Origin of the sequence: Legionella saoudiensis, from assembly GCF_001465875.1 — a bacterium.
Classification (GTDB): Bacteria; Pseudomonadota; Gammaproteobacteria; order Legionellales; family Legionellaceae; genus Legionella; species Legionella saoudiensis.
In genome coordinates this window covers 729,894-754,050 of sequence record NZ_LN901324.1, presented here as the reverse complement: position 1 = coordinate 754,050, position 24,157 = coordinate 729,894, and the positions used below count along the sequence as shown (strand labels likewise).

The following is a 24,157-nucleotide window of genomic DNA, read 5'->3' as shown; positions in this document are numbered from 1 at the left end:
CGAGCAGCGTTCTGGGTTGCTTTGCCATGGCTCGCAATCACGAAATTTACATATCCATTCAAGTTCAATGCTAGGCTCTGCCAACCCAAATGCTTAATCTGAGGATTGCAATGCCACCAAATAATTCACTCGCACATCAGCCCCCAAAGAAGCAGTTCTTAAAATAGGGTTATAATCCATCCCTTTCATGTCCACTAAATTGAAATCAAACGCTCGCGCCATGGCAATTAACTCACTAGGTTTTATAAACTTGCTGTAATCATGTGTTTGCCTAGGGAGCAAATTCAATATATATTCAGCGGCAACGATTGCACTGGCATAAGCTTTTAAAGTGCGGCTAATCGTAGATAAAAACAAAAAACCATTAGGCTTAAGTAACCGCTTACAATGCTCAAAAACCACGTGCGGGTTTTCTACATGTTCTAACATCTCCATACAGGTAATTACGTCAAAACGCGCACCATTATAGTGCTCCACAGGAGTACAAAAATAATCAATTGATAAGTTATTGTCTTTCGCATGCTCTTGAGCTGTTTGAATAGCGTCTTGCTCGGCATCTATTCCAGTGACTTTTGCCCCTGATTTTGCCAGGGCTTCACATAAAATCCCACCGCCACATCCCACATCTAAAATGGTGGCATCTTTTAATGTAACATGTTGGGCAATAAACTCTAATCGAGTCCCATTAATATCATGTAAAGTTTTTAATGGACCTTCAGGATTCCACCAATGCTTCGCATGCTGAGCAAACTTAGTTACTTCCTCGGCATTAATTGTTGATTTATTCATAATGACATTAAGTCCAGTGGTTTAAAAAATTCAATTACATTCGGATTGCTTATAAAGCTTACATTATATGGATGTTCCGCACGTAATCCTATGGATAATTGATTATGGGAAATTGTTTCTGCAATTTTTCCTAATAAAATTAACTCTATGTTCGGTTTGATAATAGCGAGTTGACTCAAAAGGCTTTGCATAAAGGGCCGCCATTGGCGCGCATGATAAGGCACCTTACCTTCACTATAAACTAAACAGGCATTAAGCAATAAAATCCCCTTATTCATCATTCCCAGAAACAGTTGTTCTGCTGTTTTTACTAGAGGGCTTTTATCCAATAGTGCAATACACTCTTGGGACGTATTATTAATAGACAAATCTCCACGAGCAACCAACATCATTTTAATCCAGTTGCGTAATGAGGTAGCGCGGTTGACAGGCGTACTTAATCCTTTAGGGCTCCATAAACTACCAACAGCATTATCCCAAAAGGCATAGCCATTAGCTGATTCTTCACGAGGATAAGGAGACTCACCAAATAAAATGTATTGGGTTTTCGTCATAGGCAAACTAAATGCAGCAAAAATCCGTTCTGCACCAGGGAGCCAATGTGGATTATCCATCAATTGTTGTAAGTAATTTTTGTCCATAACCTCCAAAGCCTGGCTTAAAATATTCTTCCAATCAGAATGACACCCATTAAGAAAATTATAATTTTTCACAATTTGTACCTTAAAACAAAATTTTAGCGAAATTCGTATTCGCTAGTAGCCAGAAAGACGGTCACCCACTTCCATTATGCCTTTATTTTCAATATAATGTTGAATATTTGCCCAATAGAGTTATACCTATGACTATTACTGCCCCTACGCCATTATTATCTAGCGATGCGGTACACAATCGTAACTGCTATGCTTACTTTCTTCAATTAAAACCGGCAGTAAATAATACTCTTATCGAACTCTTACCTTTATTACAACAATTAGTACTTTATCTGGAGGAAGCTTATAACGAACATATTCCTTATGGAAACTTATATTCCTCACTCATTGCCTCTCTAGAACAACTAGTTGAAAAAGAAAATCTTCTTAGCGAGGAGCAAAATGAGGCTTTAGATCAATTAGTTAAATTAATTTACCATAACGATAACCACATCCTAGAACAAGAACTGGCAGGATGGATAAATGCGCTTTCGTCACAGGCTCGCCCATTAGCCACGAATACGAGTAGTTTAATAAAAAAACAATTAAGTAATGCGGAAAATTCGGTGAACGAAATATCACCGTCTGATGCGGAAGGATTATTTTATCGCCTGTATTCCTTATTTTCCCGAAATTTTAAGCCACAGTTTTTTACAAATATCCCAACGATTAAAAATTTCCCCTATAAAACGACTGATGACCCCATTGAATATCGTTTTAGTACTCAAGCCCAACGCCACAATGGTCAAGAACGGGTGAGTCCCCTTTTTATACGCTGGTTAAAAATTAATGCACAAGAAACATCACAAGAAATAAATCATATTTATTTTAATAACTTGGGCTACCATCGAAGTGATTTAGACATCGCAGGTTCTAAAGAACGAGATTTAACCCGTACGCTTCATAAGTTAGAAGAAGCATCAGAATTAAAAGTAATGGTTATTACCCTTCCTGCGCATGAAGGGATAATGGCTTCACATAATTATCAAATTACTGATGATAAATATTCTTATGATTCCGTGTTTAACGAGTTTTTTGAGATTGCCGAAGGTAAATTACATCAAAGTGGAGTTTCTGACTTCATTATTAGCCCTAAAGCTAGAGCAATTTTATTTCAAAGCCCAGAAGAAGAACAAAGAATATTGAGGGCCCTATTAAAAAATAGTTTTGAAAAACAAGGAATAGTTCCAGAAAACTCTTTGTCAACCGCTCAAAAACAAGCCGTTTGGGTTCATTTTATAAAATATGAACTCACAGAGTACATCATTAGAACCGTTAAACCTAAGAGCTATAATTTTTCATGCAAAGATGCAATTGATCGAGGAGCCCTCTCCTCTACTTATTTTAATCTACTTAAATCATTTGAAACTGATTATCCACTCACAAAAGATGAATTTGAACGTTCTCTAGATGCTGCGGCAGCGATGGTCAAGGGACGTGGAATGAACTTCCACCGCAGAATTATATGGAATGCATTAGATACTTATGTACATGCACATTATGAGGAATTAATTAAAGACCGCCGCAAATCCTGGCTTATTCACTGGCGTGATATGAATTGCCCCCATTTGCGCGTGAAAGAACTGCTCCCTATTCGGATAAAGCAAGGAAGACAGCTACTTGAGTTACCCAAAGTTAATTCCAATATTAGAGAGCTGGGTAATCACTTATTTACTCTTATAAACACTCTAAATGCTATAAATATCGATGGAAAACGGCTTTTACTTGAAACTGTGTCCCGCACTTCTGAACTGCTCCTGATGCCATCAGAAAAATCCATCAAGAATTATGAGATGTTGGCTAAAGAGCTAAGGGTTGCTCATCCCAAACTTACTAAGGTAGCAGGAATTATGGAAATGATTCTGGGGATTCTTTTATATATACCTTCATTTGGCTTTTCTCAATCATTAATTAACCATGGTAATGCACTTAGAAAAAAAGGCTTTTTTGCAGGGCAATGCGAACAATTATCCAAAGAAATGGAGCTCTTCTCAAAGGAACTATCAATTTAAATGCAATTGCCGCTCAAAAAAAACTGCACCTCGAGGAGCTTTCAAGAAGAAGGACCTCCTGAACGTGGTACCTATTCATAAGCTCCCTCGCGACGCGCGGGATGACGTGCCTTAAAAAGTCTTAAGTATAAGACGTTATCCTGAGGAGTTTACGACGAAGCCCCCCTGAATGTGGCAGCTAATTTATACGATGCCACATTCAGCTCCTTCCCGTGCTCAAAATGATGTGTCCTTAACAGATTTTATAAAATTTAATATTTTACTTGCTTCTCACTAAATTTGTGATTAAAACTAGACATAATAGGGAAATTCTTAACAACAGGGAGTAAGCTATGGCGACGACAGAACACAAGCTTGCAGAGGTAGTACAGGCAGATAAGGGATTAAAACTGAATTCCCCAAATGCAGAACAAGTACTGTCACAATTGCAATTTTCTGATGCAGCAAAAAAAATTATATTAGACCCAAATTCCTTTGATCAAAACACTAAAGGACTCGAGTCGATTGCTCCATCAAATGAGCTGTTAATCCAAGTAAGAAACAGCCTGGAAGCCATTATTGACTCGCTGGAACAAAATCCAAGTATACTTACCTCCATTACTAAATTTTGGGGTAGTCTTTCCATATGGGAAAAGATTTTTGGTGGAATTTTAATTTCTGGTCCCACTTTGGTTATCGGCGTCGCAGCTAATGTTGGTTTTCTTGTCACCCTAAGTGGTTTAAGTGCGGGAGCTTATATTACTAGTGGTGTAGTGTTTGAAGATCACTATGAACATACAAAAATAATTACCGAAAAACTAAAAAGAGGTGTTTTTGAGATTGCAGATGTACTGGTATTAACCATCCGCTCTTTAGACATCATCCGTCAAAAGCTTGCTACTGAAGTAGAAAAGTTTCAACAAGAAAATAAGCGGTTGACCTTTAATATCAATAGATTATCCGATGAAACCAATGATCTTAGCGTGCAAATTGCAAGCTACATGATTACTGAAAAACATTTACGCCAAACAAAAGAACAATTAGAACAAACAGCTGATGAATTAAAGAAAGATTTAGGGCTTAATCAGGAAAAATACGATATAGCGATAAGTGAAATAGACGTTTTAAAACACCAGCACGAACAATGCACTCGGTTATTAACATCACAAGTTGAGGAATTAACCACTAAAAGACAAGAATTAGAAAATGAGCTAGAAAAAACCAGAAAGCTTACATCAACATTACAATTAGCCGTACAAACGCTTTCAAGTACCGTAATTAATGATGCCCAGCAACGCGAGGTTTTCCAAAAACGATTGGAAAGTTTTGTAAAAAATAAAGAGCAAAGTTTTACTCAAGTCGCCGATCGTATTTGCGCTGCGGAATCAGAGTTGATTTCGGTTAAAAAACAATTGCAGGCAAGTTTAGAGCGCCATACAGAGTTAATGGAAAGGCAAAATCAATTGATTGAACGTCTGGAATTGATCGATCAATTAGTCCCCGAGACACCAACAACCCGAGACACTAAAATTAATATTGGTGCACTATGCACCTTTGGTCTTATAACAAAAGGAGAGAAAGCAGAAAAAGCGCCTAAAGACTCTGCAAGTTTAAAACCTTGTCCTTAAGTTAAAAGAAAAGCCTATACTGGTTTCCCGCGGCATACCCGTAGGAAACTGGAATATGGCAAGCCCCCTAGTTGTGAATCCTTTCAATTTAAGCTATTGTTTAACATTAAGATTTAGAGTTTAAAATCATGATGGAACCCTACAAACAACTAATAAGTACCATAAAAAATAATCAAGAACTTATGGTGCAACAATTACACCACTTTTGCGAGATTAATTCCGGAACTACTAATTTACCAGGGCTAGCGCAAGTCGCTACAGCACTAAGTGATGCTTATAAACCCATTGCCGATGCAATTGAAGTAAAAAAATTACCCTCCTTATCCGTAATTAATATGTCGGGGGATGAGGCCTTGCAAAACTGTGGTGATGTTTTATTCATTAGAAAACGTCCTCATCTAAAACGGCGAATATTGTTGAGTGGACATATGGATACTGTATATCCAGCCAATAGCACTTTTCAAAAGCTAACCTATATCAATGATAACCATGTTAACGGTCCCGGTGTTGCCGATATGAAAGGCGGATTAATCGTAATGCTGCATGCATTAGCTGCCTTTGAACAAACGGAACAAGCAACGCAATTAGGCTGGGATGTTCTGATTAATTCTGATGAAGAGATTGGCTCGCCGGCATCAAGCATTCTTTTTGATGAGTTAGCCTCTCACTATCAAGCTGCCTTAGTTTATGAGCCAGCAATGACTGCTACGGGTACTTTGGCCAAAAATAGGAAAGGAAGTGCTAAATACACGTTAATTGCCACAGGCAAAGCAGCTCATGCCGGTAGAGCATTTGCTGAAGGCAGAAATGCTATTTGTTATTTAGCGGAAGCAATTTGCGAGGTACATGCCTTAAATGGCAAGCGTGACGGCGTTACAATTAATGTGGGTAAAATTGCCGGTGGTGAGGCATTAAACGTTGTTCCAGATAAAGCAGTTGCAAAACTCGATATCCGCATTAGTCAGCCTGAGGACGAAATGTGGGTGAAAAACGAACTTGCTAAAATTGGTCAGAAATTAAAGCGCCCTGATTATTCCCTTGCAATGCACGGAACTTTTGGTAGACCAGTTAAACGAGTCTGTACCGGTACAGAGCGTTTATTTCAACGAGTACAACACCTAGGAAAAGAACTTGGTTTAACTATAGACTGGAAAGACAGTGGGGGCTGTTGCGATGGCAATAATTTAGCTCGTCATGGCTTACCTGTTTTAGATACACTAGGAGTACGCGGCGGAAACATTCATAGTCATGACGAATATATTTTACTGGATAGTTTAGCTGAGCGAGCAACGCTAAGTGCCTTGCTTTTGCTTGATTTGGCACAAGGTGGTTTAGAGGACTTAAAAAAATGATGCTATTTCGCAGCGCGCTTGATTCTGATTTAGAGGCAATTCATCATTTAGCAGAACAAAGCGGTATAGGGATGACTACGCTTCCAAAGGATATTGCTTTATTAAAAAAACGGCTCGATTGGTCTTGCGCATCGTATAAAAAAAAGATAATCCATCCTAACAGTGAGTACTATCTTTTTGTTTTAGAAAATCAAAAGAACAAAGAAATAGTTGGGGTATCGGCCATTGAAGCTCGTATAGGTCATGATACGCCCTTTTATTCTTATAAATTGTCCAAACGAACCCGCATATCACGCACCCTAAACATACGTAGTGAGTATGAGGTATTAAGTTTAGTAAATGATAACCAGGGGCGTAGTGAGATATGCACTCTCTTTTTGCATCCTAAATATCGAAAGGACAATAATGGGCTTTTGCTTTCTAAAGGACGTTTTGTTTTTATGGCGCAATTTCCTGGACGCTTTGCACCGATTGTTATTGCTGACATGCGCGGAGTTTCAGATAAACATGGACGATCTCCCTTCTGGGACAATGTGTGCAGTCATTTTTTTCAAATGCCTTTTGCAGAGGCCGATAGACTAACTTTGGCAACCGATAAGCAATTTATTGCCGATTTAATGCCACGCAATCCAATCTATGTCAAATTACTTTCAGCAGAAGCACAGGCAGTCATTGGTCAGCCTCATCCTTTAACTGTACCTGCAATGAGTATTTTATTAAAAGAAGGTTTTCGTTATAACAATTACGTTGATATTTTTGATGGAGGCCCTACGCTAGAAGTGCCATTAAATGAAATAAGAACAGTTAAACTAAGCCGCTTAGTTACTGTAGGCAGCCTCAGTGATGAAGTAAGTAGCTCGAATTATTTACTAGCCAATGCTCAATTAAATTTTCGTGCCACCATTAATACTGCATTAGTTAATAAAGAACAAAATACGTGCATTCTCAGCAAAAAAACCGCAGAACTACTGCAAGTCAATCGGGGAGATGTAGTGCGTGTGTCTCCTTTACAAATTGCGACCACACCTTAGGAAGCTAAAATTATGATGCAAAGTAAAGGTCAATACATTAATGGGCAATGGGAAAAAAGCCATGGCTCTACTTTGGAGTCCATTAACCCCAGCTATGGTAATATAATCTGGCAGGGAGCTAGTGCTACCGAACATGAAATTTCCGTAGCGGTAGAAGCCGCTCACCAAGCACTTCCCTCCTGGGCCGCTCTTGCCTTTGAACAACGCGCTCAGTACACCCAAAAATTTGCTGAGCAAGTGGAAAAAAGACGAGAGCAACTGGCACTACTGATTGCCCAAGAAACAGGAAAACCACTGTGGGAATCACAAACAGAAGTAAGTTCTGTAGTGGCTAAAATTAATATATCGATTCAAGCCTATCAAGAGCGCACCGCTTCAAAACACAATGCAACAGCCGAAGCTAATGCCTGCTTACGTTTTAAACCTCAGGGCGTTGTTGTTGTCTTAGGAGCTTTTAATTTTCCTGCACATTTAAGTAATGGTCATATTGTTCCCGCACTTTTAGCAGGGAATACGGTTCTATATAAACCCAGCGAACAGACCCCTGCTGTAGCGGAATTAATTATACAATGTTGGCATGATAGTGGGTTGCCTCCTGGCGTAATCAATTGCGTTCAAGGTGATGCACACTCAGGCAAAGCACTTTTAGCTGAAGATATTCAGGGAGTTTATTTTACAGGCAGTTATCCAACGGGCCTACGCATCCATCAACAGTTTAGTGCTCGTCCTGAGGTGATTCTAGCTCTAGAGATGGGGGGAAATAATCCTTTAGTTATTGATGAAATTAGTAACATTAATGCGGCAGTATATCATTCACTACTCTCTACCATGCTTACTGCAGGACAACGTTGCACCTGTGCACGACGAGTAATGGTTCCTGACTCAGCACAAGGCGATGTATTTTTAAAAAACTTTATTAAAGCCTGCCAATCATTAAAAGTAGGCCCCTACGATCAACAACCTGAGCCATTCATGGGGCCTGTGATTAGCCATGCTCAAGCATTAAAACACCTCCAAAGTCAAAAAAAGCTGCTTGAAGCTGGCGGTGAATCTTTGTTATCCATGAGCCTATTAGCAGAAAATACGGGCTTACTCTCTCCAGGTATTATTGATATGACTAAAGTAGCTAACCCTCCTGATGAAGAGATTTTTGCGCCACTAGTACAGATACATCGCTACAAACATTTTGATGAGGCCATTAATTTAGCAAATAAAACCCGTTATGGTTTAGCTGCGGGCTTACTCAGTGATAATGAAGCAAATTATCAACGCTTTTATCAAGAAGTACGTGCCGGATTAATCAATTGGAATAGACCTACAACCGGGGCGGCAAGCAACCTACCTTTTGGTGGCGTTGGATTTAGTGGTAACCACCGGCCTAGTGCCTATTTTGCGGCAGATTATTGTGCTTATCCAGTGGCGAGCATGGAACAGCCTTTATTAACAACGCCAGCACAAAAGTTACCTGGCATTATATTGGATTAGTAAATGACAATGTATGAATTAAATATGGATGGCCTGGTTGGCCCCACCCATAACTATGCTGGATTGGCCGCAGGTAATGTTGCATCGATAAATAATGCATTTAGTATGGCTAATCCACAAGCAGCCGCCCGACAAGGATTAGAAAAAATGCGCCTGCTACATAATATGGGATTAAAGCAGGGAGTATTACCCCCTCATCAGCGTCCCAATCTTAAACTACTGCGACAATTGGGTTTTCAGGGTAATGCTGCGGAACAAATTAGTAAGGCGTTTAAAGTAGCTCCCGAGCTTCTTAGTGCCAGTTATTCAGCATCCAGTATGTGGACTGCCAATGCAGCCACAGTTTCGCCAAGTATCGATACCTTAGATCAAAAAACTCATTTTACCGCAGCTAACCTGATCGGCAATCTACACCGTCACCAAGAAGCCGATTTTTCGCAAAAATTGCTGCAATTTATCTTTTCGGATGCGAGCTATTTTCGTCATCATCCGATATTACCCCGCTCAACTGTTACGGGTGATGAAGGTGCTGCAAACCACAGCCGTATCTGCCAAAACCACTCCCAATCGGGGGTTCACCTTTTTGTTTATGGAAAAAAAGCATTAAATCGAGGAGCACATCCTATAGGCCCAAGCAAGTATCCTGCTCGGCAAACTTTGGAAGCCTCTGAAGCAATCGTTCGTAATCATCAATTACCTAGTGAAAAGGTTGTTTTTGCTTGTCAAAATCCTTTTGCGATTGACCAAGGTGTCTTTCACAATGATGTTATTTCGGTTGCGAATGAATCAGTATTCCTTGTCCATGAGCAGGCATTCCATAACCAAGAAATGGTTTTGAACGAGCTACGCGAAAAAGCCTCTTTTCCCTTATCAATTATTGAAATCAGCAAAGATCAACTCAGTGTTAAAGATGCGGTCGACTCTTATCTATTTAATTCACAGATTATTAGTTTAGCCAACAAAAACGAAATGATGCTGGTTGCACCGATTGAATGTAAAACTAATTTACGAGTTAAGCAATGCATTGATGAGTTAATTGCCAATAGTCAAAACCCCATTAACTCCGTGCATTACATGGATCTTAAACAAAGTATGCGTAATGGCGGTGGACCTGCTTGTTTAAGATTACGTATTCCATTGCAGGAACAAGAACTTGAAGCGATGCATCAAGGCGTTTTAGTGAATAACCAACTATTAGATACCTTAGACGCTTGGGTATTAAAGCATTATCGTACGGAATTGAGTACGGCAGACTTAGTAGATCCACAATTAATTACAGAAAGCTTTCAAGCTTTAGATGAATTAACGCAGATCCTTAAACTGGGTTCCATTTACCCCTTTCAAACAGAATAGACGCAATGTGGAAAACAAAGTTTGGCAAATGCATTTATGAATCGCCTTCGGGATACAAGGTTTATCAAAATTTTTTTTATCGTTGGTTAACCTTAGGCTCAACTGCGTTGCAAACCGTGATTAATCGGCGACATCCACAAAGGCCTGTATTGCATTATTTACCCGCCTTAACCCTAATGGCGCGCCAATATCCTGGCGCAAGTTGCTTACTTGGACTCGGCGGTGCAGGAATTCCATTAATGCTATCCAGGGAGCAACCTCCTCTACCCTCTTTAACAGTGATTGATAAAAGCGAGGAAGTAATTGATATTGCTAAGCGTTTTTTCATTTCAGAAGAGCTTAAAAATTTAACGATTATTCATGACGATGCTATGAATTATGTTGCACAAACCAATGAGACTTACACTCATTTAATGATTGATCTTTACAATGCTCACTTTTATCCCCCTGAATGTAACAATGAATTATTTTTTAGCTCTTGCCAAAGAATTATCGCCGACGGTGGTTTCTTAGCCTTGAATCTAGCCAATATAAGAGAACAATGGCCCCTATTCCAACTAGTAAAAAAATACTTTAAACACACTTTAGTAATTCCCATAAAAAAAAGTGCCAATATGGTGATCATCGCCTCCAATGATAAGAACAAAGAGCATTTTTTTCAGCAAGTAAGAATGTCTGGCGAGTTAAAGCAGATAATATGGGTCGAGTCGTGGGATTATGTAGGCGACTTATAATCTAACTATATCACCCACTAATATGGTAAGCGTTCACGCTGTATGTATTTGTATTAAAATAAAAAACTACTGTCATTGCGAACACAGTGAAGCAAACCCAGTACTAAGTCTTAGCGAAGCATCGTTCTGGGTTGCTTTGCCATGGCTCGCAGTGACGAAATTTACATAGCTCATGAACGCTTACCTAATACGTTATGCTGTAAATCTGCGTCTAATTACACCCGCCATAAATACCATGAAGCAATACTCCGATAAGGGCTCCAACTTGCACCTAATTGTGCTAATTCTTTCGGGGTAGGCTGCTTTTCCAAAGACTTCATTCGCTTATACCCTTCTCGGATACCGAAATCATGAACAGGAAGCACATCCATACGCCCCAAATTAAAAATTAGAAGCATTTCAACCGTCCAGGGTCCAACTCCTGGCAAAACAGTAAGCTTGTTAATTAATTCTTCATTGGTTAACTGATTCGCCTCAGCAAATGAAGGTACAAGCCCATGAAGGCAAGCCTCAGCGATAGCCTTTATAGTTGTTATCTTTCTCATTGAAAAACCACATTGTCTTATTACTTCATTCTCTATTGCTAAAATTCGTTCCGGTACTGGAAAGTTATCTTCTGGAAATAGTGCCAAAAAGCGCTTTAAAATTGCATCAGCCGCCCTACCGTGCAATTGTTGATGCGCAATAGCGCGAATCAACGTTTCATAATGCTCAGTTAGTTTAAGTTCTAACTTACACGGCCCAACTCGCGCAATAATTAACGACCAATCATCATCTAAACCAGATAGATGAAGACATGCCTGCTGATATACTGGATTAACCTGCTCTTTATCATTTACTGTCATTTTTATTCCATAATACTTATTGCCCAGCGTTATGCAGATAATGTGTTAAAGCACATTGATAAGTTCTCAATCACTCTCATTAAGGCTGATAATACAAGAAATTTTACATTCTATACACAGAGTTATCCACAGATTTTGTGGATAAAATATTTGTCAACCTAATTAAGATAAATAACTAAAAAGCCTTATAAAATAAGGGGTTTAATGAGTTTTAAGTAAAAATATGAAATGAGAAGGATTAAACGAAGTTGATGATATCCACAGGATATTTGCAAGGAAAAAAGACTTATGTATCTTAGCAAAGATAAAAATAAAAAACAGTCTTGACTTCCAATATTTTTAAAATTCGAAGTAAACCCTTAAGGATATTTAAAAAGACAAGTTATTGATATAATAAACTAAGTATCAAAATGTAGCCTGGTTCCTACAACTAATGCCACTTACTTAAGCTCAAGCACGAAGAGTAGGCTGGTGCTAAGCATCGCGAAGCACAGCATATATGTGGCATTGAGCCTCGGCGCTGGGCTTCGCTGCCCTCAGCGCCAGCCTACAAAATCCCTTAAGTAAGTGCTATTAGTTGCCTACAACCAAGCTACAATAAGAATTAAATTTCCATTAAATCTTTTTCTTTATTCGCTAACAAAACATCAACTTCAGCAATGTATTTATCAGTTAGCTTTTGAATTACCTCTACTGCACGACGTTCATCGTCTTCAGAAATAGATTTGTCCTTAACTAAGTCCTTTAATTGGTTATTCGCATCACGTCTAATGTTACGAATAGAAACCTTTCCTTGTTCCCCTTCATTACGGACTACTTTAATCAATTCTTTTCTACGCTCTTCCGTCAATGGAGGCATAGGCACACGAATTGCAGCACCCGCAGTAGATGGATTAAGACCTAAATCAGAAGTCAAAATTGCTTTTTCGACAGCAGCGACCATAGACTTTTCCCAAGGAGTAACCATGATGGTTCGTGAGTCACTTGCGGTAATGTTCGCGATCTGGTTTAGCGGTGTTGGAGTACCATAATAATCAACCTGAACATGATCCAGTAAACCAACATTAGCTCTTCCAGTACGAATCTTTGTCATATCCGCTTGCAAGGATTCAATGGTTTTTTTCATGCGTCTTTCTGAGTCTTGCTTAATCTCATTAATCATTATTCGCTCCAACTATAGTTCCTACACGTTCGCCCTCTACAATGCGTTTTAGTGCATTAGGAGCAGCCATGTCAAACACTTGTAATGGCATATTTTGATCTTGGCATAAACAAATTGCCGTAGAATCCATTACTTCTAAGCCTTGAGTTAATACTTCTTTATATGTTAAATAATCATAACGCTTGGCATTAGGATTTTTAACAGGATCTTCGGAATAAACCCCATCTACTTTAGTCGCTTTTAAAACCACATCAGCGCCTATTTCAATAGCTCTTAAACACGCTGCGGTATCTGTAGTGAAAAATGGATTCCCTGTGCCGGCTGCAAAAATAACTACATGGCCGGTACGCAAATGAGTAATCGCTTTACGTCTATGGTACGAGTCAACTACTCCCATCATAGGAATAGCTGACATAATACGAGCAGGTAAATCGATACGCTCTAATGCGTCTCGCATTGCTAAAGCATTCATAACGGTTGCTAACATACCCATATGGTCGCCAGTTACACGTCCTACTCCTGCTTGAAAAAGCGCTTTACCACGGAATAAATTACCACCACCTAATACCAATCCAACTTCCACACCCATTTGAATAAGTTCAGCAATGTCTTTGGCTAAAGTATCTAAAACCGCAGGGTCAATGCCAAACTGTGAGTTGCCCATAAGGGCCTCGCCACTAAACTTCAGTAGAATACGTTTATATTTTAGGTTTAGGTGACTGTGATTCATCATGAGCGAACCTGAGCCATTACTTCTTCAACAAAGTTGTCTTCTTTCTTCTCAATACCTTCACCAACTTCATAACGAATGAAGGAAATTACTTCGGCATTTTTTTCTTTTAAAAGTTGGCCTACTTTCATATCTGGGTTTTTAACATAAGGCTGACCTAACAGGCTTACTTCATCAACAAACTTGTTGATGCGGCCTTCAATCATTTTGTCAATAATTTCTTGTGGCTTGCCACTTTCTTTAGCTTGAGCAGTGAAGATTTCGCGCTCATTTTCAATTGTTTCAGCAGAAACTTGGTCACGGCTGACAACAATTGGCTTGCTCGCAGCGATGTGCATTGCAATGTCTTTCGCCAGTGTTTCGTCGCCATTTTTCAGAGCAACCATTACACCAATTCGTGAGCCATGCATGTAATGACCAATAACGCCGTCAGTATTCATGCGCTCGATGCGACGCAATTTAATGTTTTCACCGATCTTAGCAACAAGCTCTTGTCTTGCTTGCTCTACAGTGCTACCAGTATCTAATGTAAGAGTAGACAACTCTTCGATTGTAGTAACTGCGCTGCTCAATGCTGCCGCAGCAACTTTCTCTGCAAAGCTAGTGAAGTTCTCATCACGAGCAACGAAGTCTGTTTCGCTGTTGATTTCAATCATTACTGCAGAACGGCCATCAGTAGAACGAGCGATAATAACCACACCTTCAGCAGCAACTCGATCAGCTTTCTTATCAGCTTTTGCTTGGCCTGCTTTACGCATTTCAGTAATTGCAGCCTCAATATCCCCATTGGTAGCGATCAGGAACTTTTTACATTCCATCATGCCAGCACCTGTGCGCTCGCGTAACTCCATGACTAATTTTGCACTAATTGACATCTTTATTTCTCCGCATAGAAAAAAGGGGCTGAGTCAGGTTCTAACACCTACTTGCCCCTCTTCATAATATTAATTATTCACCAGCTTTTTCAGCACTGCCTTCCTTCTCAACAACTTCAACAAACTCAGCATCAGAAGAAAGTCCACCAACAGAATTACTGTTTTTTGCATCTAAAATAGCATCAGCAATGCAACGAACATAAATGTCTACTGCACGCATAGAATCATCATTACCAGGAATAATGTAATCAATGTTTTTAGGACTGTTATTTGTATCAACAACACCAATAACAGGGATCTTCAAGCGACGAGCTTCTTCAACAGCGATGTGTTCAAAACCAACGTCAACAATAAATAATGCATCAGGCAATCCGCCCATGTTTTCAATACCACCCAAGCCACGCTCTAATTTCTCAAGCTCGCGGGTCAGCATTAATGCTTCTTTCTTGATCATTCCTTCGAACAGTCCCTTCTCTTTCATTTCTTTTAATTCTTTCAAACGGAAGATTGACTGACGAACAGTTTTGTAGTTGGTTAACATACCACCTAACCAACGGTGATCAACATAGGGCATGCCACAACGCTTCGCGTGTTCACGAATGCTTTCTTGTGCAGCTCTTTTAGTTCCAACAAAAAGGATTTTAGCTTTGTTAGAAGCTAAACGGCCAACGTAGTTAACTACGTCGTTTAACATAACCATCGTTCTTTCAAGATTGATGATATGGATCTTGTTACGAGCACCAAAAATGTACTCTCCCATTTCAGGGTTCCAGAAACGTGTTCTGTGCCCAAAATGAGCGCCCGATTCGAGCAATTCACGCATACTTACATTCATTTTATTTCTCCAGGGTTATGCCTCCACATTTCCCATACGCCACCCCAAGGGACCCTAACGTATGTGCCGAAACGTGTGTGTATTTAAAAAGCGCCGTATTTATAACATAAAGTGGAATATTCGGCAATCTAATACTTTAATTAAATTAACACTAATTAAAAAAATATAATTATGAATACATATAGATACAATCCACATCGCCACATAAAAATATGGTTGAGCAATAATCGCGATCTATTTATGAATCTGGAAAACCAAATTCGCCTAAGTAAAATGCGCGAAACAAATCTATTTGATGTCATTCATTTAATTTACGATTCATTCCTTCTTAATAGTAAAGCAATTGAAGATTTAATCCACTATTGTCAAGAACATCGAATTATACCCATAGACGTACGCCTAGCGCTAACAGAGCCAGTTTCTGAGAATGAGCAAAAGTTATTCCATTTTTATAATGATGAAATTACTCACTTAAACCAAGGTGGAAACCTCGCAGTGGCCAGTGACATATTAAGATGGTTATCCCCATTTTATAAACTGGGAACTTATTCTGATTTTGATTACCCGATCGATACTTCCGCTCTTCCTGAATTAGTCGAGGTTAATGCCCCGCTATTACTTAATATAGGTAGTTTAAAAATAGGCAGCAAAGAGTTTATCCTTGTTAATAATGATTTTATTGCTGTAGTTGATGAACTGGCAGCCGCTAAATTACTTAACCAGGTGCATCATCATCTGCTAATAAAATTGGCGCATTATGATAATGACTTTAATGAACAAGTGGAGAAACAATTAAGTGATACAATTTTGAGCCGTTATGTAATACGACTCATGAGAAACCGCTCTGAAACACTTTATATTGCTAAATCAAAAGATCTGAAGCAACAACCAGAACTTATGACTCAAGAAAATCTATCCCCTTTGAATTCATCACGTAGTTATAGAAATTACATTCAACAAATAGCGGCTAATAATGATTCATTTTTGCGTTTTAGTAAGCAAGGAAATGAATCATCTGCAGATACGATACAAAGACTCCGAAATGAGATGGAACAAAGCCTAAATCTGGCTAAATTTTTATTTTTTAACAAGGAGTATACTGAAACCAGGCAGATTCTACGTTTAAATGATGAGGAATTTTTAACCTATTATAGGAAAAAGGAAATTAATCTTTACCTTAAATCAATTATTGTTTGCACCACTGGCCCTGTTGAAATCGCCAATGCGCTTTTTGGTAAATATGTAATGAATAGTCCCGAGCTTACTAATGAAGTACAACCCCTATCATTTAACCATTATCAATTGCAGCATGCATTTAAATCGCCGAACTCAATCCCATTGCATGAAAATCCATTAGGAATGATGAAATTCCTTGGAGCTAATGAAGGTGAAATCAATGATTCATCTTGGTTAGAATCAGGAAAACAGTTACAAGAAGCACGAATAAAAACACTTAAAGCACAGAAAGAAGTTTTGTCTTCACATTTGTCTCAATCCCTTTTGAGTATAAAAAAAGACTTAGAAATTAATCTTCAAAAAAACAATAATCCCTTATTCAAAAAACGTAATGAAACTCAAAAACAACTTCTACATGATGTATTGGCTTGCTTTCATGAAGAGCAAGAATATGATTTTGATGTGGATAAATTCCAAAATATTTTACTCAATAAAAATGATCAAGTCGCTCATTTATATTTCAGCCCCGCCAAAAGACTTATTCAAGATTTACAAAAACTAAGTCATGAAGCGGTAGTGTATGGTTTAACACAGCAAAGAAAAATTATGTTAAATATCCCTAATAAAGAATTGAGGCATTAATTTGCGTATATACTATAGAGTTGGATGTTAACAATCAAAAGGATGTGATTATGAACAAAAAATTTATTTGGTTAGTTACTTTACTTCTTACTTTAATTTTAGGTCAATCAAGCTACGCAGATTGCGATAAAAACCAAAAACATTGCAATAAATTCAATCAATTAACTACTGAACTTAATTTGACAGCTGAGCAGCAAGAGAAAGTCAAAGAGTTTAAAAAACAATCCAAAAACTCCATGAAAGAAAGTTACAAACAATTAAAAGACTTACATAATCAAATTGATGCTTTAGTAACTGCAGATAAAATAGACGAAACAAAACTGGATGGTTTAATTAATCAAATCAATCAAATACGTAGTGCCATGCTTAAAAATAGAATTATAATCCAACATCAAGTGTATACCATTTTAACTCCGGAACAGAAAACCAAATTCCAAGAATTAAAGAAACAATGGGGTAACAAAAATGATTAATCAGCTTAAGTAGCTGCTTACCAACAAACTATTCGCACATACTTAATCCTAATTCATCATGAGGCGTTCCAAGCAGGATTTACAACTAGGGCTCGATTAATTCCCGAATACCTCTAGAAGAGCCCTAGCAGTACTTTTCAAAAGCTGTTTCTTACCTACTGAGATACATGTCAATTACCATTTTCTCCCATGCAACAGGCATAAAAGTTTTATTGACAAGCCTATAGTTTAAACTGTAGGATCACATTTTTATCACCAGGGGTGCTAAACCAACAACCGGTTTAGCTGAGAATCACCCTTTGTACCTGCTCTGGATAATGCCAGCGAAGGAAGAGTGAATTATGTACAGTAAAAGTCTATCTTTTTTTTCAAAACCGTTAAAAAAAACTCATTTTGTTTCGACTTTAATAAAAACACCGCCTATTGCTCGAAACTTGGAAAAAATCTATAAGCATCCTTTTAATCAACAATTGTTTGACGGCAGTTTAAATCCTGATGCTTTTGGTTATTTTTTGCATGATGATTATATATACCTGCACCACTATGCATTAATATTAAAAAAAATCGCCACAAGAGCCTCCAAAGTTAATCCAAAATTATCTCAACAACTAGCTTATTTACATAGTGATATTATTTCAGGCGAACAACGCATGCAGGAACGATATAAAAAATACTTTACTCATACAGAAACATCTCAACCAGGAGTCGCTATTTCCTCCTATATTGAGTTTCTTAAAGAAAAGTCTCTTGACTCCGAGGAGCTTCCCGTATCGCTTTGCAGCATTTTCCCTTGCTTTTGGATTTACTACCAATTGGGAACCAAAAAGTTAGCTCCATCGCAATTAGTGCAAAATCCCTATAAAGATTGGATAAAGACCTATTCGAATGCCACATTTGTTGAGGCTACATTAACACTTGCCGATACAATAGATGTTTTAGCACTAGAATCAACAACGAGTACCCAGATAAAAATGAAGGCCGCATTTGCCCAATCAGTAGGATACGAATTGCAATTTTTTGATGAATCTAATTCCTCAGAGAATATATTGGTAGATTATCATACCGCCCTATAATGTAGGCCGAGTATGAGCCCCACTGTAATATTCTTGCCAACTCCGAGCAGGTGTAAAAGGACATGTTTTAGAAACCATATGCCATCCCTTCTCATCATGAAATTCTTTATAACATGCTGATTGGTTTGGGCTATTTGTTAAAACCATCGAAGAGATAAGTACTAATCCAGTAGCTAACTTTCTGATTATCATATAAAACTCCTTTTCTTCTCTGGATTAATTTAGAGAGGGAATTATTAATATGATTATATTACCTGCATTAAAAGTGCGCAAATTTCTTTCTAAGATTAGAGGATAAATTAAAATAATTATAGTAGAAACCCGCGAATACATATCTACAATAGATCTCAATTTTCTAAAAATACACAATATTAAATAATGTAGATATGTTTGATAAAGCCCCTAGAGCTATTCATTCTATTCCTGGGGCTTCGCTGCAACATGAACTTATTAGCGATGGTACCCTGCTCTATTTTTTACGGGATGCTGCTATTTTAAAATTAACTGTTACCTCATCTTTGATTGTATCAGTACTCGCCCATTCTCCTGAGCCCACACCAAAAGCACTGCGTTTAATTATTGTTGAACCTTCTACAACGCCATGATCTTTAGGAGACTCCACTGCAGTAAATTTCAAAACTACAGGTTGTGATTTGTTTTTAATAGTTAAAACACCTTCAGCAGTATAATGCTGCTCGTCAACTTTATGAATTTTGGTTGATTTAAACTCGGCTGTTGGAAATGCCTTAATATCAAACCATTCTGGAGTAATCAATATATTTCCTAAATCGGCATAAGAAACAGAAAGCGAGTCCATGTTAATAATAAAATCCAAAGCAGCAGCCTCAGGTTTTGTGGGATCAACATGAATTGTTCCGTTAAATGATTTGAATGCTCCGCTAACAGGTGCATTATTTTGTGTTCCTGTAAAGCTAATGCTGCTTTCTGCGGGAATAATATCCCACTGCGGTATTGCATCCGCATAAACGCTAGAACAGAAAAATAGGACTATAAATAAAAATCTCGGGCTTAATTTCATCGAAGCATTCTCCTTAATATGTCATCCTTATTAATAAAATGATGTTTTAATGCCGCAGCCGCATGCAGGCAAATCGCAGCAATAAGTGCATAGCCTAGCCATTGGTGCATCCACTCAAATAATGCCAGTTTATGTTGATCCGCAGCCACAAGATTTGGTAAGGAAAACAAACCAAAAAAAGAAGCGGGCAAGCCTGCTGCGGAGGTTATTAACCAACCCGTGATTGGCATAGCTAACATAAAGCCATAAAAAATCCAATGCATACTGCGCGCCGCGATTTTTTCTAACCAAGGCAAAGCCAATTCGGGTGTTGTATTGCTTAAACGCCAGATAAGACGAAATAGCGTAAGAAACAATACCAAGAAACCATATTCCTTATGCCAACCGTACAGTTTTAATTTTTCCAGGCTAAGGGGCAAGGTCACCATGTATAAGCCTAGAGCCAATAAACCAATAATTAGTACAGCAATAATCCAATGAAGCAAAATGGCAATAAGACCAAAATGAGTGGTGGTATTTTTAATTTTCATTGCCGTTCCCTAGGCTAATTTAAGGAAAATTTGAAGGGCCTTTTGAACACCTACGTGATAGCCCCCCTATTAGGAGGGGCTACACGGAGCAACTTAATGGGCTCTCTACCCGGATTTTTTATCCTGATACGCTTCCGCATTAATATTTAGCTCAACTTCATCTCCAAGAGAAGGTAATAAGGTATTTATTCCAAAATCGGAACGTTTAATCATCGCGGTGGCAGTAAATCCTGCTGTCATTTTATTATTGATAGGATTGAGGCCGACCTTATTAAAGGTCACATGCAAGACTACAGGTTTACTTATACCATGTAAGGTTAATACACCACTTACATCTGCTTTGTTTTCACCTGTTACTTTAACTTTGTTACTCACAAAGGAGGCTTTAGGAAATTGTTCAACATCAAAAAATAATTTACTTTTTAAATGCTTATCTAATTCAGGAATGCCTGTAACAATATCGGCAACATTAATATCCGCCTCAACTTTGCTATTTTCAGGATGCTCTTTATCAATAACAAGCGTTCCTGTAGCGTACCATTTACCGGTTTGTGTTGAAAAACCTAAATGTTTAATATTCCATGCGATATAAGTATGATGGTTATCTAGGGTGAAGGTTTCTGGTTCCGCTTGCAGCACGGCCGAGAAGGTAATTAAGCTAATAAATAATGTACCCCACTGCGCAATCCTTTTTTTCATTTTATTTCCTTATTCTGATTTGAGACTTCCACCTACAATTTTTTCACAAAGCCCTTTGGGCATAAAAAGAAAAGCATCTTTTTGCTGATCCTTAGTTGCGGAGCCTGCGCATGATGCAGTAGACGTAGCGCAATCATTCATACCCATTTTAGAAATGCCATAACATTTTTCCATTGCAGGCGCTTCATTACCGTCTGTTGCATTCGCGCTACTGGTGGCAAGAACTAAAAATGCCGTCATCACAGAATGTACAAGCTTATCCTTGGTCAACATAATCACCTCTAAGCTATTGAAATTGTAAGAACATATTATTTGAAAATAGACAAAACAACAACTCCCCATTCATGAGTAGAGCATCATCACGGAACTCTAGGTTGCTTCACTCCGTTCTCAATGACGGTAGCAATAAGGTGTGTTTTTGAGATTTACATCTATAAATTAATTTCAGAGAAAATACCTGCAAATGGCAATATTGATAAAAGAGGCACGTCAAGCAGTGATTTTAATGTTTCAATATTTTCTGGCAAAGCCAACATCTCAGGATCAATACAATTTGCAATCCATCCGATACACGGTATCTGCTGTGCTTTTAATGCAGCTACAGTTAACAGGGCATGATTAATACATCCCAGCTTCATACCCACCACCAAAATTACAGGAAATTGAGTGATTTTTAAAAAATCCACCCACGTTTCTTTATCATTTAAAGGAACCATTAAGCCCCCGGCTCCTTCAATAAATAACTGTTCAATCCCTGCTAATTGCAAATTAAGACAATAATCCGCTATCTCGGTTACCGACAAAGAGCACCCTTCTTCTTTCGCTGCAATATGAGGGGAAACGGGTAACATAAAACGCCAGGGATTAATTACCTCCAACCCCAAATGGCAATGCTTCTGTAACGCCAAAGCATCCATACTTACTGGCTGATTCTCTTGTTCAAAACAACCACTTGCGACAGGTTTAATTGCTGCGGACGTAGAAAAATACCGAACTAAGTTTGCAGTCACATAGGTTTTTCCGCAATCAGTATCGGTCCCCGTAATAAAATATCGCTTCATTGGATAAAACCTCGGAGCTCAGTAAGAAATAAATCAGGATGCGACAAAAATGGCATGTGTGCTGCACGATTGAAGAAAACATAATTAAAATGTGGGTAAACCTCTTGCATTACTCTCATTGTCTTTACCGGCACAATCGGATCCAGGCGGCCAAACATGTAGCATGCGGGACGCTTAAACCGGGTCATTTGCTCACGAAAATCCCAAGTATCTAAAATTTCAAGTCCAGACGCCAATCCTTCCTCAGTTGGTAGGCGTCCTAATTCCATTTCAAATTTAGTTCTACTGGTTTGTAGTTCAATAAATTCATTTAATGTATTTTGTGAGTTTTGAGATAATTTACGATAAAATTCAGTGAATACCTCCGGAGCAACACCAGGCCAAAAGTCATCCAGCAAAAAACGTGGAGAAGAGCAGATATTGATTAAATGGGTCACTTGGTGTGGAACCTCTAAAGCCAAGCGCGTGCCATATAATCCGCCCATAGACCAGCCAACAACAGCAAATTGCTCAGGTAATTGAGCTAATAAACTTGTTTTAAAATCCGCCCACTCCATCATGGGGCTCTCACCAAAGCCCGGTAAATCAACAAGAATAAGCTCATAAGTAGACTGTAATTCTGGCACTAGGCTCAACCAAATGTGCTGGTCAAAACCCCAGCCATGAAAAAAAACTAATGGGAGGCCTGAGCCGTACTTATTGAGATGTATGTTCATAAATGGTCTTTAACTTACTAAATAAAATCTTAATCTGCTCTGGAGTATGCTCATAATTCAAAATAACGCGTAATCCAGTTGCTTTTTTACCTACAGTGGGTTGACGAATCGCCAGACAGCTAATGCCTTGCTTTTTAAGCTCCTGACTATAATGTAGAGCCAAATGAGGACATCCCAAACGTAATTGCTGAATTGGGGTCAATGAATCGGCCCAATCGAAAGGCGAAGCTTGTATAAGTTCACGAAACAAACCAATCAACTGCATTAATTTTAAGCGTCGCTCATCTGCAGCAACCACGACATCTAAGGTAGTTAGTAATCCATAACTTAATGCGGGACTAATTGCTGTTGAATAAATTAATGAACGACCTGCTTGTAATAAAGCAGAGATCCAGGTATGTGTTCCTGCAATTATAGCCCCTTGAGCCGCAAATGCTTTCCCAAAAGGAATGACGCGCAAAGGAACCTGATCTTGTGTTAGCTTATGGTAGACAACAGCCCCCTTTCCTTGTTCTCCAATAACTCCAAAAGAATGAGCCTCATCAATCAGTAGTTCAGTTTGATTTTCAACGCATAAAGCAGAAATAGACGATAAGGGAGCTATTTGTCCGCTCATACTAAAAATGCCTTCTGTAAGCAAGGCTGAGTTTGTGGGATGCTTCGGTAACTTGCGTGCTAAATCAGCCAAATCATTATGAAAATATCGCGTAAAATCAACTTGTGCTAAGGCTAAGCCATCATAAGCCGATGCATGTAATTCTTTATCGATAAAGCAATGTGCCCTTAATCGGCCAAGCAAAGCAGTTATGGCAAGATTTGCGGCATAGCCTGAAGAAAATAAAATACACTCATCTACGGCTAATAATTTTGCAAAAGTCTGCTCTACTGCACGATGATTTTCATGGTAACCACTAAGAAGCATGGAGGCACCGCTACCACTTGGGTAACAAGAATACCCTTGCTGGTAAGCAGCAGAAATACGCTTATCTAAGGTTAGTGATAAATAATCATTACTATCAAAGTGAACTAATGACGAGTTCTCTGATTTAAGTACCGTTCGCTGCCTCAATAAGCCTTGCTCTTTAAGCTGGTGCGTGTAGTTTATTATTTTTTCGTTTAAAGACATTCTTGCTCTATTACTTGAAAGAATGTAGCCCGTATTAGCGCAGCATAATACGGGACGCAAGCCTAACTTCTGCACCGCTTACGTCTTATGTCGCGCTCATTTAGGCTACAGTACAATTAT

The 24,157-nt window shown here is 38.6% G+C and carries 25 protein-coding genes and 1 riboswitch; of the genes, 10 read left to right on the top strand and 15 right to left on the bottom strand.

What is annotated here, in order from left to right; all coding sequences use genetic code 11:
- Window positions 1-93 precede the first annotated feature (93 nt).
- Entirely contained in the window at window positions 94-789 is a 696-nt protein-coding gene (gene ubiG / locus BN3124_RS12315) for a bifunctional 2-polyprenyl-6-hydroxyphenol methylase/3-demethylubiquinol 3-O-methyltransferase UbiG (RefSeq protein ID WP_058535089.1), read from the bottom strand.
- Window positions 786-1,502: a uracil-DNA glycosylase family protein gene (locus BN3124_RS12310; RefSeq protein ID WP_149865261.1), complete on the bottom strand. Its 717-nt coding sequence runs from the start codon at window positions 1,500-1,502 to the stop codon at window positions 786-788. The genes ubiG and BN3124_RS12310 overlap by 4 nt, the downstream gene beginning before the upstream one ends.
- Window positions 1,503-1,630: 128 nt before the next feature.
- Between BN3124_RS12310 and BN3124_RS12305 the strand changes: the two genes are divergently transcribed.
- The 7 genes from BN3124_RS12305 to BN3124_RS12275 all read left to right on the top strand — a co-directional run bounded on the left by BN3124_RS12305 (window position 1,631) and on the right by BN3124_RS12275 (window position 11,055).
- A complete protein-coding gene (locus tag BN3124_RS12305; protein ID WP_058535087.1) occupies window positions 1,631-3,493 on the top strand; it encodes a hypothetical protein in 1,863 nt (620 codons plus the stop codon).
- 332 nt (window positions 3,494-3,825) lie between these two features.
- Window positions 3,826-5,100, top strand: coding sequence for a LegC2/C7 family Dot/Icm T4SS effector (locus BN3124_RS12300; RefSeq protein WP_058535086.1), 1,275 nt, complete (start codon window positions 3,826-3,828; stop codon window positions 5,098-5,100).
- Between the two features lie 128 nt (window positions 5,101-5,228).
- Window positions 5,229-6,452 carry a hydrolase gene (locus tag BN3124_RS12295; RefSeq protein ID WP_078061552.1) on the top strand — a complete coding sequence of 408 codons (1,224 nt, stop codon included), beginning with the start codon at window positions 5,229-5,231 and terminating at the stop codon, window positions 6,450-6,452.
- A complete protein-coding gene (astA, locus tag BN3124_RS12290) occupies window positions 6,449-7,483 on the top strand; it encodes an arginine N-succinyltransferase (protein ID WP_058535085.1) in 1,035 nt (344 codons plus the stop codon). Before BN3124_RS12295 ends, astA begins: the two co-directional genes overlap by 4 nt.
- Before the next feature lie 12 nt (window positions 7,484-7,495).
- Window positions 7,496-8,968: a succinylglutamate-semialdehyde dehydrogenase gene (gene astD / locus BN3124_RS12285; RefSeq protein ID WP_058535084.1), complete on the top strand. Its 1,473-nt coding sequence runs from the start codon at window positions 7,496-7,498 to the stop codon at window positions 8,966-8,968.
- A 3-nt stretch (window positions 8,969-8,971) separates the two neighbouring features.
- A complete protein-coding gene (gene astB / locus BN3124_RS12280; RefSeq protein WP_058535083.1) occupies window positions 8,972-10,321 on the top strand; it encodes an N-succinylarginine dihydrolase in 1,350 nt (449 codons plus the stop codon).
- 5 nt (window positions 10,322-10,326) lie between these two features.
- Window positions 10,327-11,055 (top strand): spermidine synthase, encoded by a 729-nt coding sequence (locus BN3124_RS12275; RefSeq protein ID WP_058535082.1) that lies wholly within the window; start codon window positions 10,327-10,329, stop codon window positions 11,053-11,055.
- A gap of 215 nt (window positions 11,056-11,270) precedes the next feature.
- On the opposite strand, the gene BN3124_RS12270 is transcribed toward BN3124_RS12275, so the two are convergent.
- From BN3124_RS12270 to rpsB, 5 genes are all read right to left on the bottom strand, one after another.
- The gene (locus BN3124_RS12270; RefSeq protein ID WP_058535081.1) at window positions 11,271-11,900 is read right to left on the bottom strand and encodes a DNA-3-methyladenine glycosylase family protein; all 630 of its coding nucleotides are present in this window, start codon (window positions 11,898-11,900) and stop codon (window positions 11,271-11,273) included.
- Window positions 11,901-12,504: 604 nt separating this feature from the next.
- Window positions 12,505-13,062, bottom strand: coding sequence for a ribosome recycling factor (gene frr, locus BN3124_RS12265; RefSeq protein WP_058535080.1), 558 nt, complete (start codon window positions 13,060-13,062; stop codon window positions 12,505-12,507).
- Window positions 13,055-13,795 carry a UMP kinase gene (gene pyrH / locus BN3124_RS12260; protein ID WP_058535079.1) on the bottom strand — a complete coding sequence of 247 codons (741 nt, stop codon included), beginning with the start codon at window positions 13,793-13,795 and terminating at the stop codon, window positions 13,055-13,057. The genes frr and pyrH overlap by 8 nt, the downstream gene beginning before the upstream one ends.
- Complete coding sequence (tsf, locus tag BN3124_RS12255; protein WP_058535078.1) at window positions 13,792-14,667, bottom strand: translation elongation factor Ts; 876 nt, start codon at window positions 14,665-14,667, stop codon at window positions 13,792-13,794. The genes pyrH and tsf overlap by 4 nt, the downstream gene beginning before the upstream one ends.
- A 73-nt stretch (window positions 14,668-14,740) precedes the next feature.
- Window positions 14,741-15,502 carry a 30S ribosomal protein S2 gene (gene rpsB / locus BN3124_RS12250; protein WP_058535077.1) on the bottom strand — a complete coding sequence of 254 codons (762 nt, stop codon included), beginning with the start codon at window positions 15,500-15,502 and terminating at the stop codon, window positions 14,741-14,743.
- 171 nt (window positions 15,503-15,673) lie between these two features.
- On the opposite strand from rpsB, the gene BN3124_RS12245 reads away from it, so the two are divergent.
- The 3 genes from BN3124_RS12245 (at window position 15,674) to BN3124_RS12235 (ending at window position 18,866) form a co-directional block, all read left to right on the top strand.
- Window positions 15,674-17,320: a glycosyltransferase family 88 protein gene (locus BN3124_RS12245; RefSeq protein WP_078061551.1), complete on the top strand. Its 1,647-nt coding sequence runs from the start codon at window positions 15,674-15,676 to the stop codon at window positions 17,318-17,320.
- Window positions 17,321-17,370: 50 nt separating this feature from the next.
- A complete protein-coding gene (locus BN3124_RS12240; RefSeq protein ID WP_058535075.1) occupies window positions 17,371-17,793 on the top strand; it encodes a Spy/CpxP family protein refolding chaperone in 423 nt (140 codons plus the stop codon).
- A 247-nt stretch (window positions 17,794-18,040) separates the two neighbouring features.
- A riboswitch (TPP riboswitch) is annotated at window positions 18,041-18,143 on the top strand.
- On the top strand, window positions 18,135-18,866 hold the full coding sequence (locus tag BN3124_RS12235) for a TenA family protein (protein WP_058535074.1): 732 nt from the start codon (window positions 18,135-18,137) through the stop codon (window positions 18,864-18,866). (Overlaps the previous riboswitch by 9 nt.)
- Here BN3124_RS12235 and BN3124_RS12230 read toward each other — a convergent pair.
- The 8 genes from BN3124_RS12230 to BN3124_RS12195 all read right to left on the bottom strand — a co-directional run bounded on the left by BN3124_RS12230 (window position 18,861) and on the right by BN3124_RS12195 (window position 24,037).
- Entirely contained in the window at window positions 18,861-19,058 is a 198-nt protein-coding gene (locus BN3124_RS12230) for a hypothetical protein (protein WP_058535073.1), read from the bottom strand. The genes BN3124_RS12235 and BN3124_RS12230 overlap by 6 nt on opposite strands.
- Before the next feature lie 277 nt (window positions 19,059-19,335).
- Window positions 19,336-19,905, bottom strand: coding sequence for a YceI family protein (locus BN3124_RS12225; RefSeq protein ID WP_058535072.1), 570 nt, complete (start codon window positions 19,903-19,905; stop codon window positions 19,336-19,338).
- Window positions 19,902-20,435 (bottom strand): cytochrome b, encoded by a 534-nt coding sequence (locus BN3124_RS12220; RefSeq protein WP_058535071.1) that lies wholly within the window; start codon window positions 20,433-20,435, stop codon window positions 19,902-19,904. The genes BN3124_RS12225 and BN3124_RS12220 overlap by 4 nt, the downstream gene beginning before the upstream one ends.
- A 105-nt stretch (window positions 20,436-20,540) precedes the next feature.
- The gene (locus BN3124_RS12215) at window positions 20,541-21,134 is read right to left on the bottom strand and encodes a YceI family protein (protein ID WP_058535070.1); all 594 of its coding nucleotides are present in this window, start codon (window positions 21,132-21,134) and stop codon (window positions 20,541-20,543) included.
- Between the two features lie 9 nt (window positions 21,135-21,143).
- Window positions 21,144-21,407, bottom strand: a complete 264-nt coding sequence (locus BN3124_RS12210; RefSeq protein WP_058535069.1) for a BufA1 family periplasmic bufferin-type metallophore — start codon at window positions 21,405-21,407, stop codon at window positions 21,144-21,146.
- A 158-nt stretch (window positions 21,408-21,565) separates the two neighbouring features.
- Window positions 21,566-22,195: a dethiobiotin synthase gene (gene bioD, locus BN3124_RS12205; protein WP_058535068.1), complete on the bottom strand. Its 630-nt coding sequence runs from the start codon at window positions 22,193-22,195 to the stop codon at window positions 21,566-21,568.
- Window positions 22,192-22,911 (bottom strand): alpha/beta fold hydrolase, encoded by a 720-nt coding sequence (locus BN3124_RS12200; RefSeq protein ID WP_058535067.1) that lies wholly within the window; start codon window positions 22,909-22,911, stop codon window positions 22,192-22,194. The genes bioD and BN3124_RS12200 overlap by 4 nt, the downstream gene beginning before the upstream one ends.
- The gene (locus tag BN3124_RS12195; protein WP_058535066.1) at window positions 22,892-24,037 is read right to left on the bottom strand and encodes an aminotransferase class I/II-fold pyridoxal phosphate-dependent enzyme; all 1,146 of its coding nucleotides are present in this window, start codon (window positions 24,035-24,037) and stop codon (window positions 22,892-22,894) included. Before BN3124_RS12195 ends, BN3124_RS12200 begins: the two co-directional genes overlap by 20 nt.
- Window positions 24,038-24,157 lie beyond the last annotated feature (120 nt).

Coding starts and splice junctions, on each gene's coding strand:
- BN3124_RS12270 (WP_058535081.1), bottom strand. CDS start 11,900: ATGACAGTAAATGATAAAGAGCAGGTTAATCCAGTATATCAGCAGGCA.
- BN3124_RS12275 (WP_058535082.1), top strand. CDS start 10,327: ATGTGGAAAACAAAGTTTGGCAAATGCATTTATGAATCGCCTTCGGGA.
- BN3124_RS12220 (WP_058535071.1), bottom strand. CDS start 20,435: ATGAAAATTAAAAATACCACCACTCATTTTGGTCTTATTGCCATTTTG.
- frr (WP_058535080.1), bottom strand. CDS start 13,062: ATGATTAATGAGATTAAGCAAGACTCAGAAAGACGCATGAAAAAAACC.
- BN3124_RS12235 (WP_058535074.1), top strand. CDS start 18,135: ATGTACAGTAAAAGTCTATCTTTTTTTTCAAAACCGTTAAAAAAAACT.
- astB (WP_058535083.1), top strand. CDS start 8,972: ATGACAATGTATGAATTAAATATGGATGGCCTGGTTGGCCCCACCCAT.
- BN3124_RS12225 (WP_058535072.1), bottom strand. CDS start 19,905: ATGAAATTAAGCCCGAGATTTTTATTTATAGTCCTATTTTTCTGTTCT.
- BN3124_RS12230 (WP_058535073.1), bottom strand. CDS start 19,058: ATGATAATCAGAAAGTTAGCTACTGGATTAGTACTTATCTCTTCGATG.
- ubiG (WP_058535089.1), bottom strand. CDS start 789: ATGAATAAATCAACAATTAATGCCGAGGAAGTAACTAAGTTTGCTCAG.
- BN3124_RS12300 (WP_058535086.1), top strand. CDS start 3,826: ATGGCGACGACAGAACACAAGCTTGCAGAGGTAGTACAGGCAGATAAG.
- BN3124_RS12210 (WP_058535069.1), bottom strand. CDS start 21,407: ATGTTGACCAAGGATAAGCTTGTACATTCTGTGATGACGGCATTTTTA.
- BN3124_RS12245 (WP_078061551.1), top strand. CDS start 15,674: ATGAATACATATAGATACAATCCACATCGCCACATAAAAATATGGTTG.
- astA (WP_058535085.1), top strand. CDS start 6,449: ATGATGCTATTTCGCAGCGCGCTTGATTCTGATTTAGAGGCAATTCAT.
- BN3124_RS12240 (WP_058535075.1), top strand. CDS start 17,371: ATGAACAAAAAATTTATTTGGTTAGTTACTTTACTTCTTACTTTAATT.
- BN3124_RS12195 (WP_058535066.1), bottom strand. CDS start 24,037: ATGTCTTTAAACGAAAAAATAATAAACTACACGCACCAGCTTAAAGAG.
- BN3124_RS12305 (WP_058535087.1), top strand. CDS start 1,631: ATGACTATTACTGCCCCTACGCCATTATTATCTAGCGATGCGGTACAC.
- pyrH (WP_058535079.1), bottom strand. CDS start 13,795: ATGATGAATCACAGTCACCTAAACCTAAAATATAAACGTATTCTACTG.
- astD (WP_058535084.1), top strand. CDS start 7,496: ATGATGCAAAGTAAAGGTCAATACATTAATGGGCAATGGGAAAAAAGC.
- BN3124_RS12215 (WP_058535070.1), bottom strand. CDS start 21,134: ATGAAAAAAAGGATTGCGCAGTGGGGTACATTATTTATTAGCTTAATT.
- rpsB (WP_058535077.1), bottom strand. CDS start 15,502: ATGAATGTAAGTATGCGTGAATTGCTCGAATCGGGCGCTCATTTTGGG.
- tsf (WP_058535078.1), bottom strand. CDS start 14,667: ATGTCAATTAGTGCAAAATTAGTCATGGAGTTACGCGAGCGCACAGGT.
- BN3124_RS12200 (WP_058535067.1), bottom strand. CDS start 22,911: ATGAACATACATCTCAATAAGTACGGCTCAGGCCTCCCATTAGTTTTT.
- bioD (WP_058535068.1), bottom strand. CDS start 22,195: ATGAAGCGATATTTTATTACGGGGACCGATACTGATTGCGGAAAAACC.
- BN3124_RS12295 (WP_078061552.1), top strand. CDS start 5,229: ATGATGGAACCCTACAAACAACTAATAAGTACCATAAAAAATAATCAA.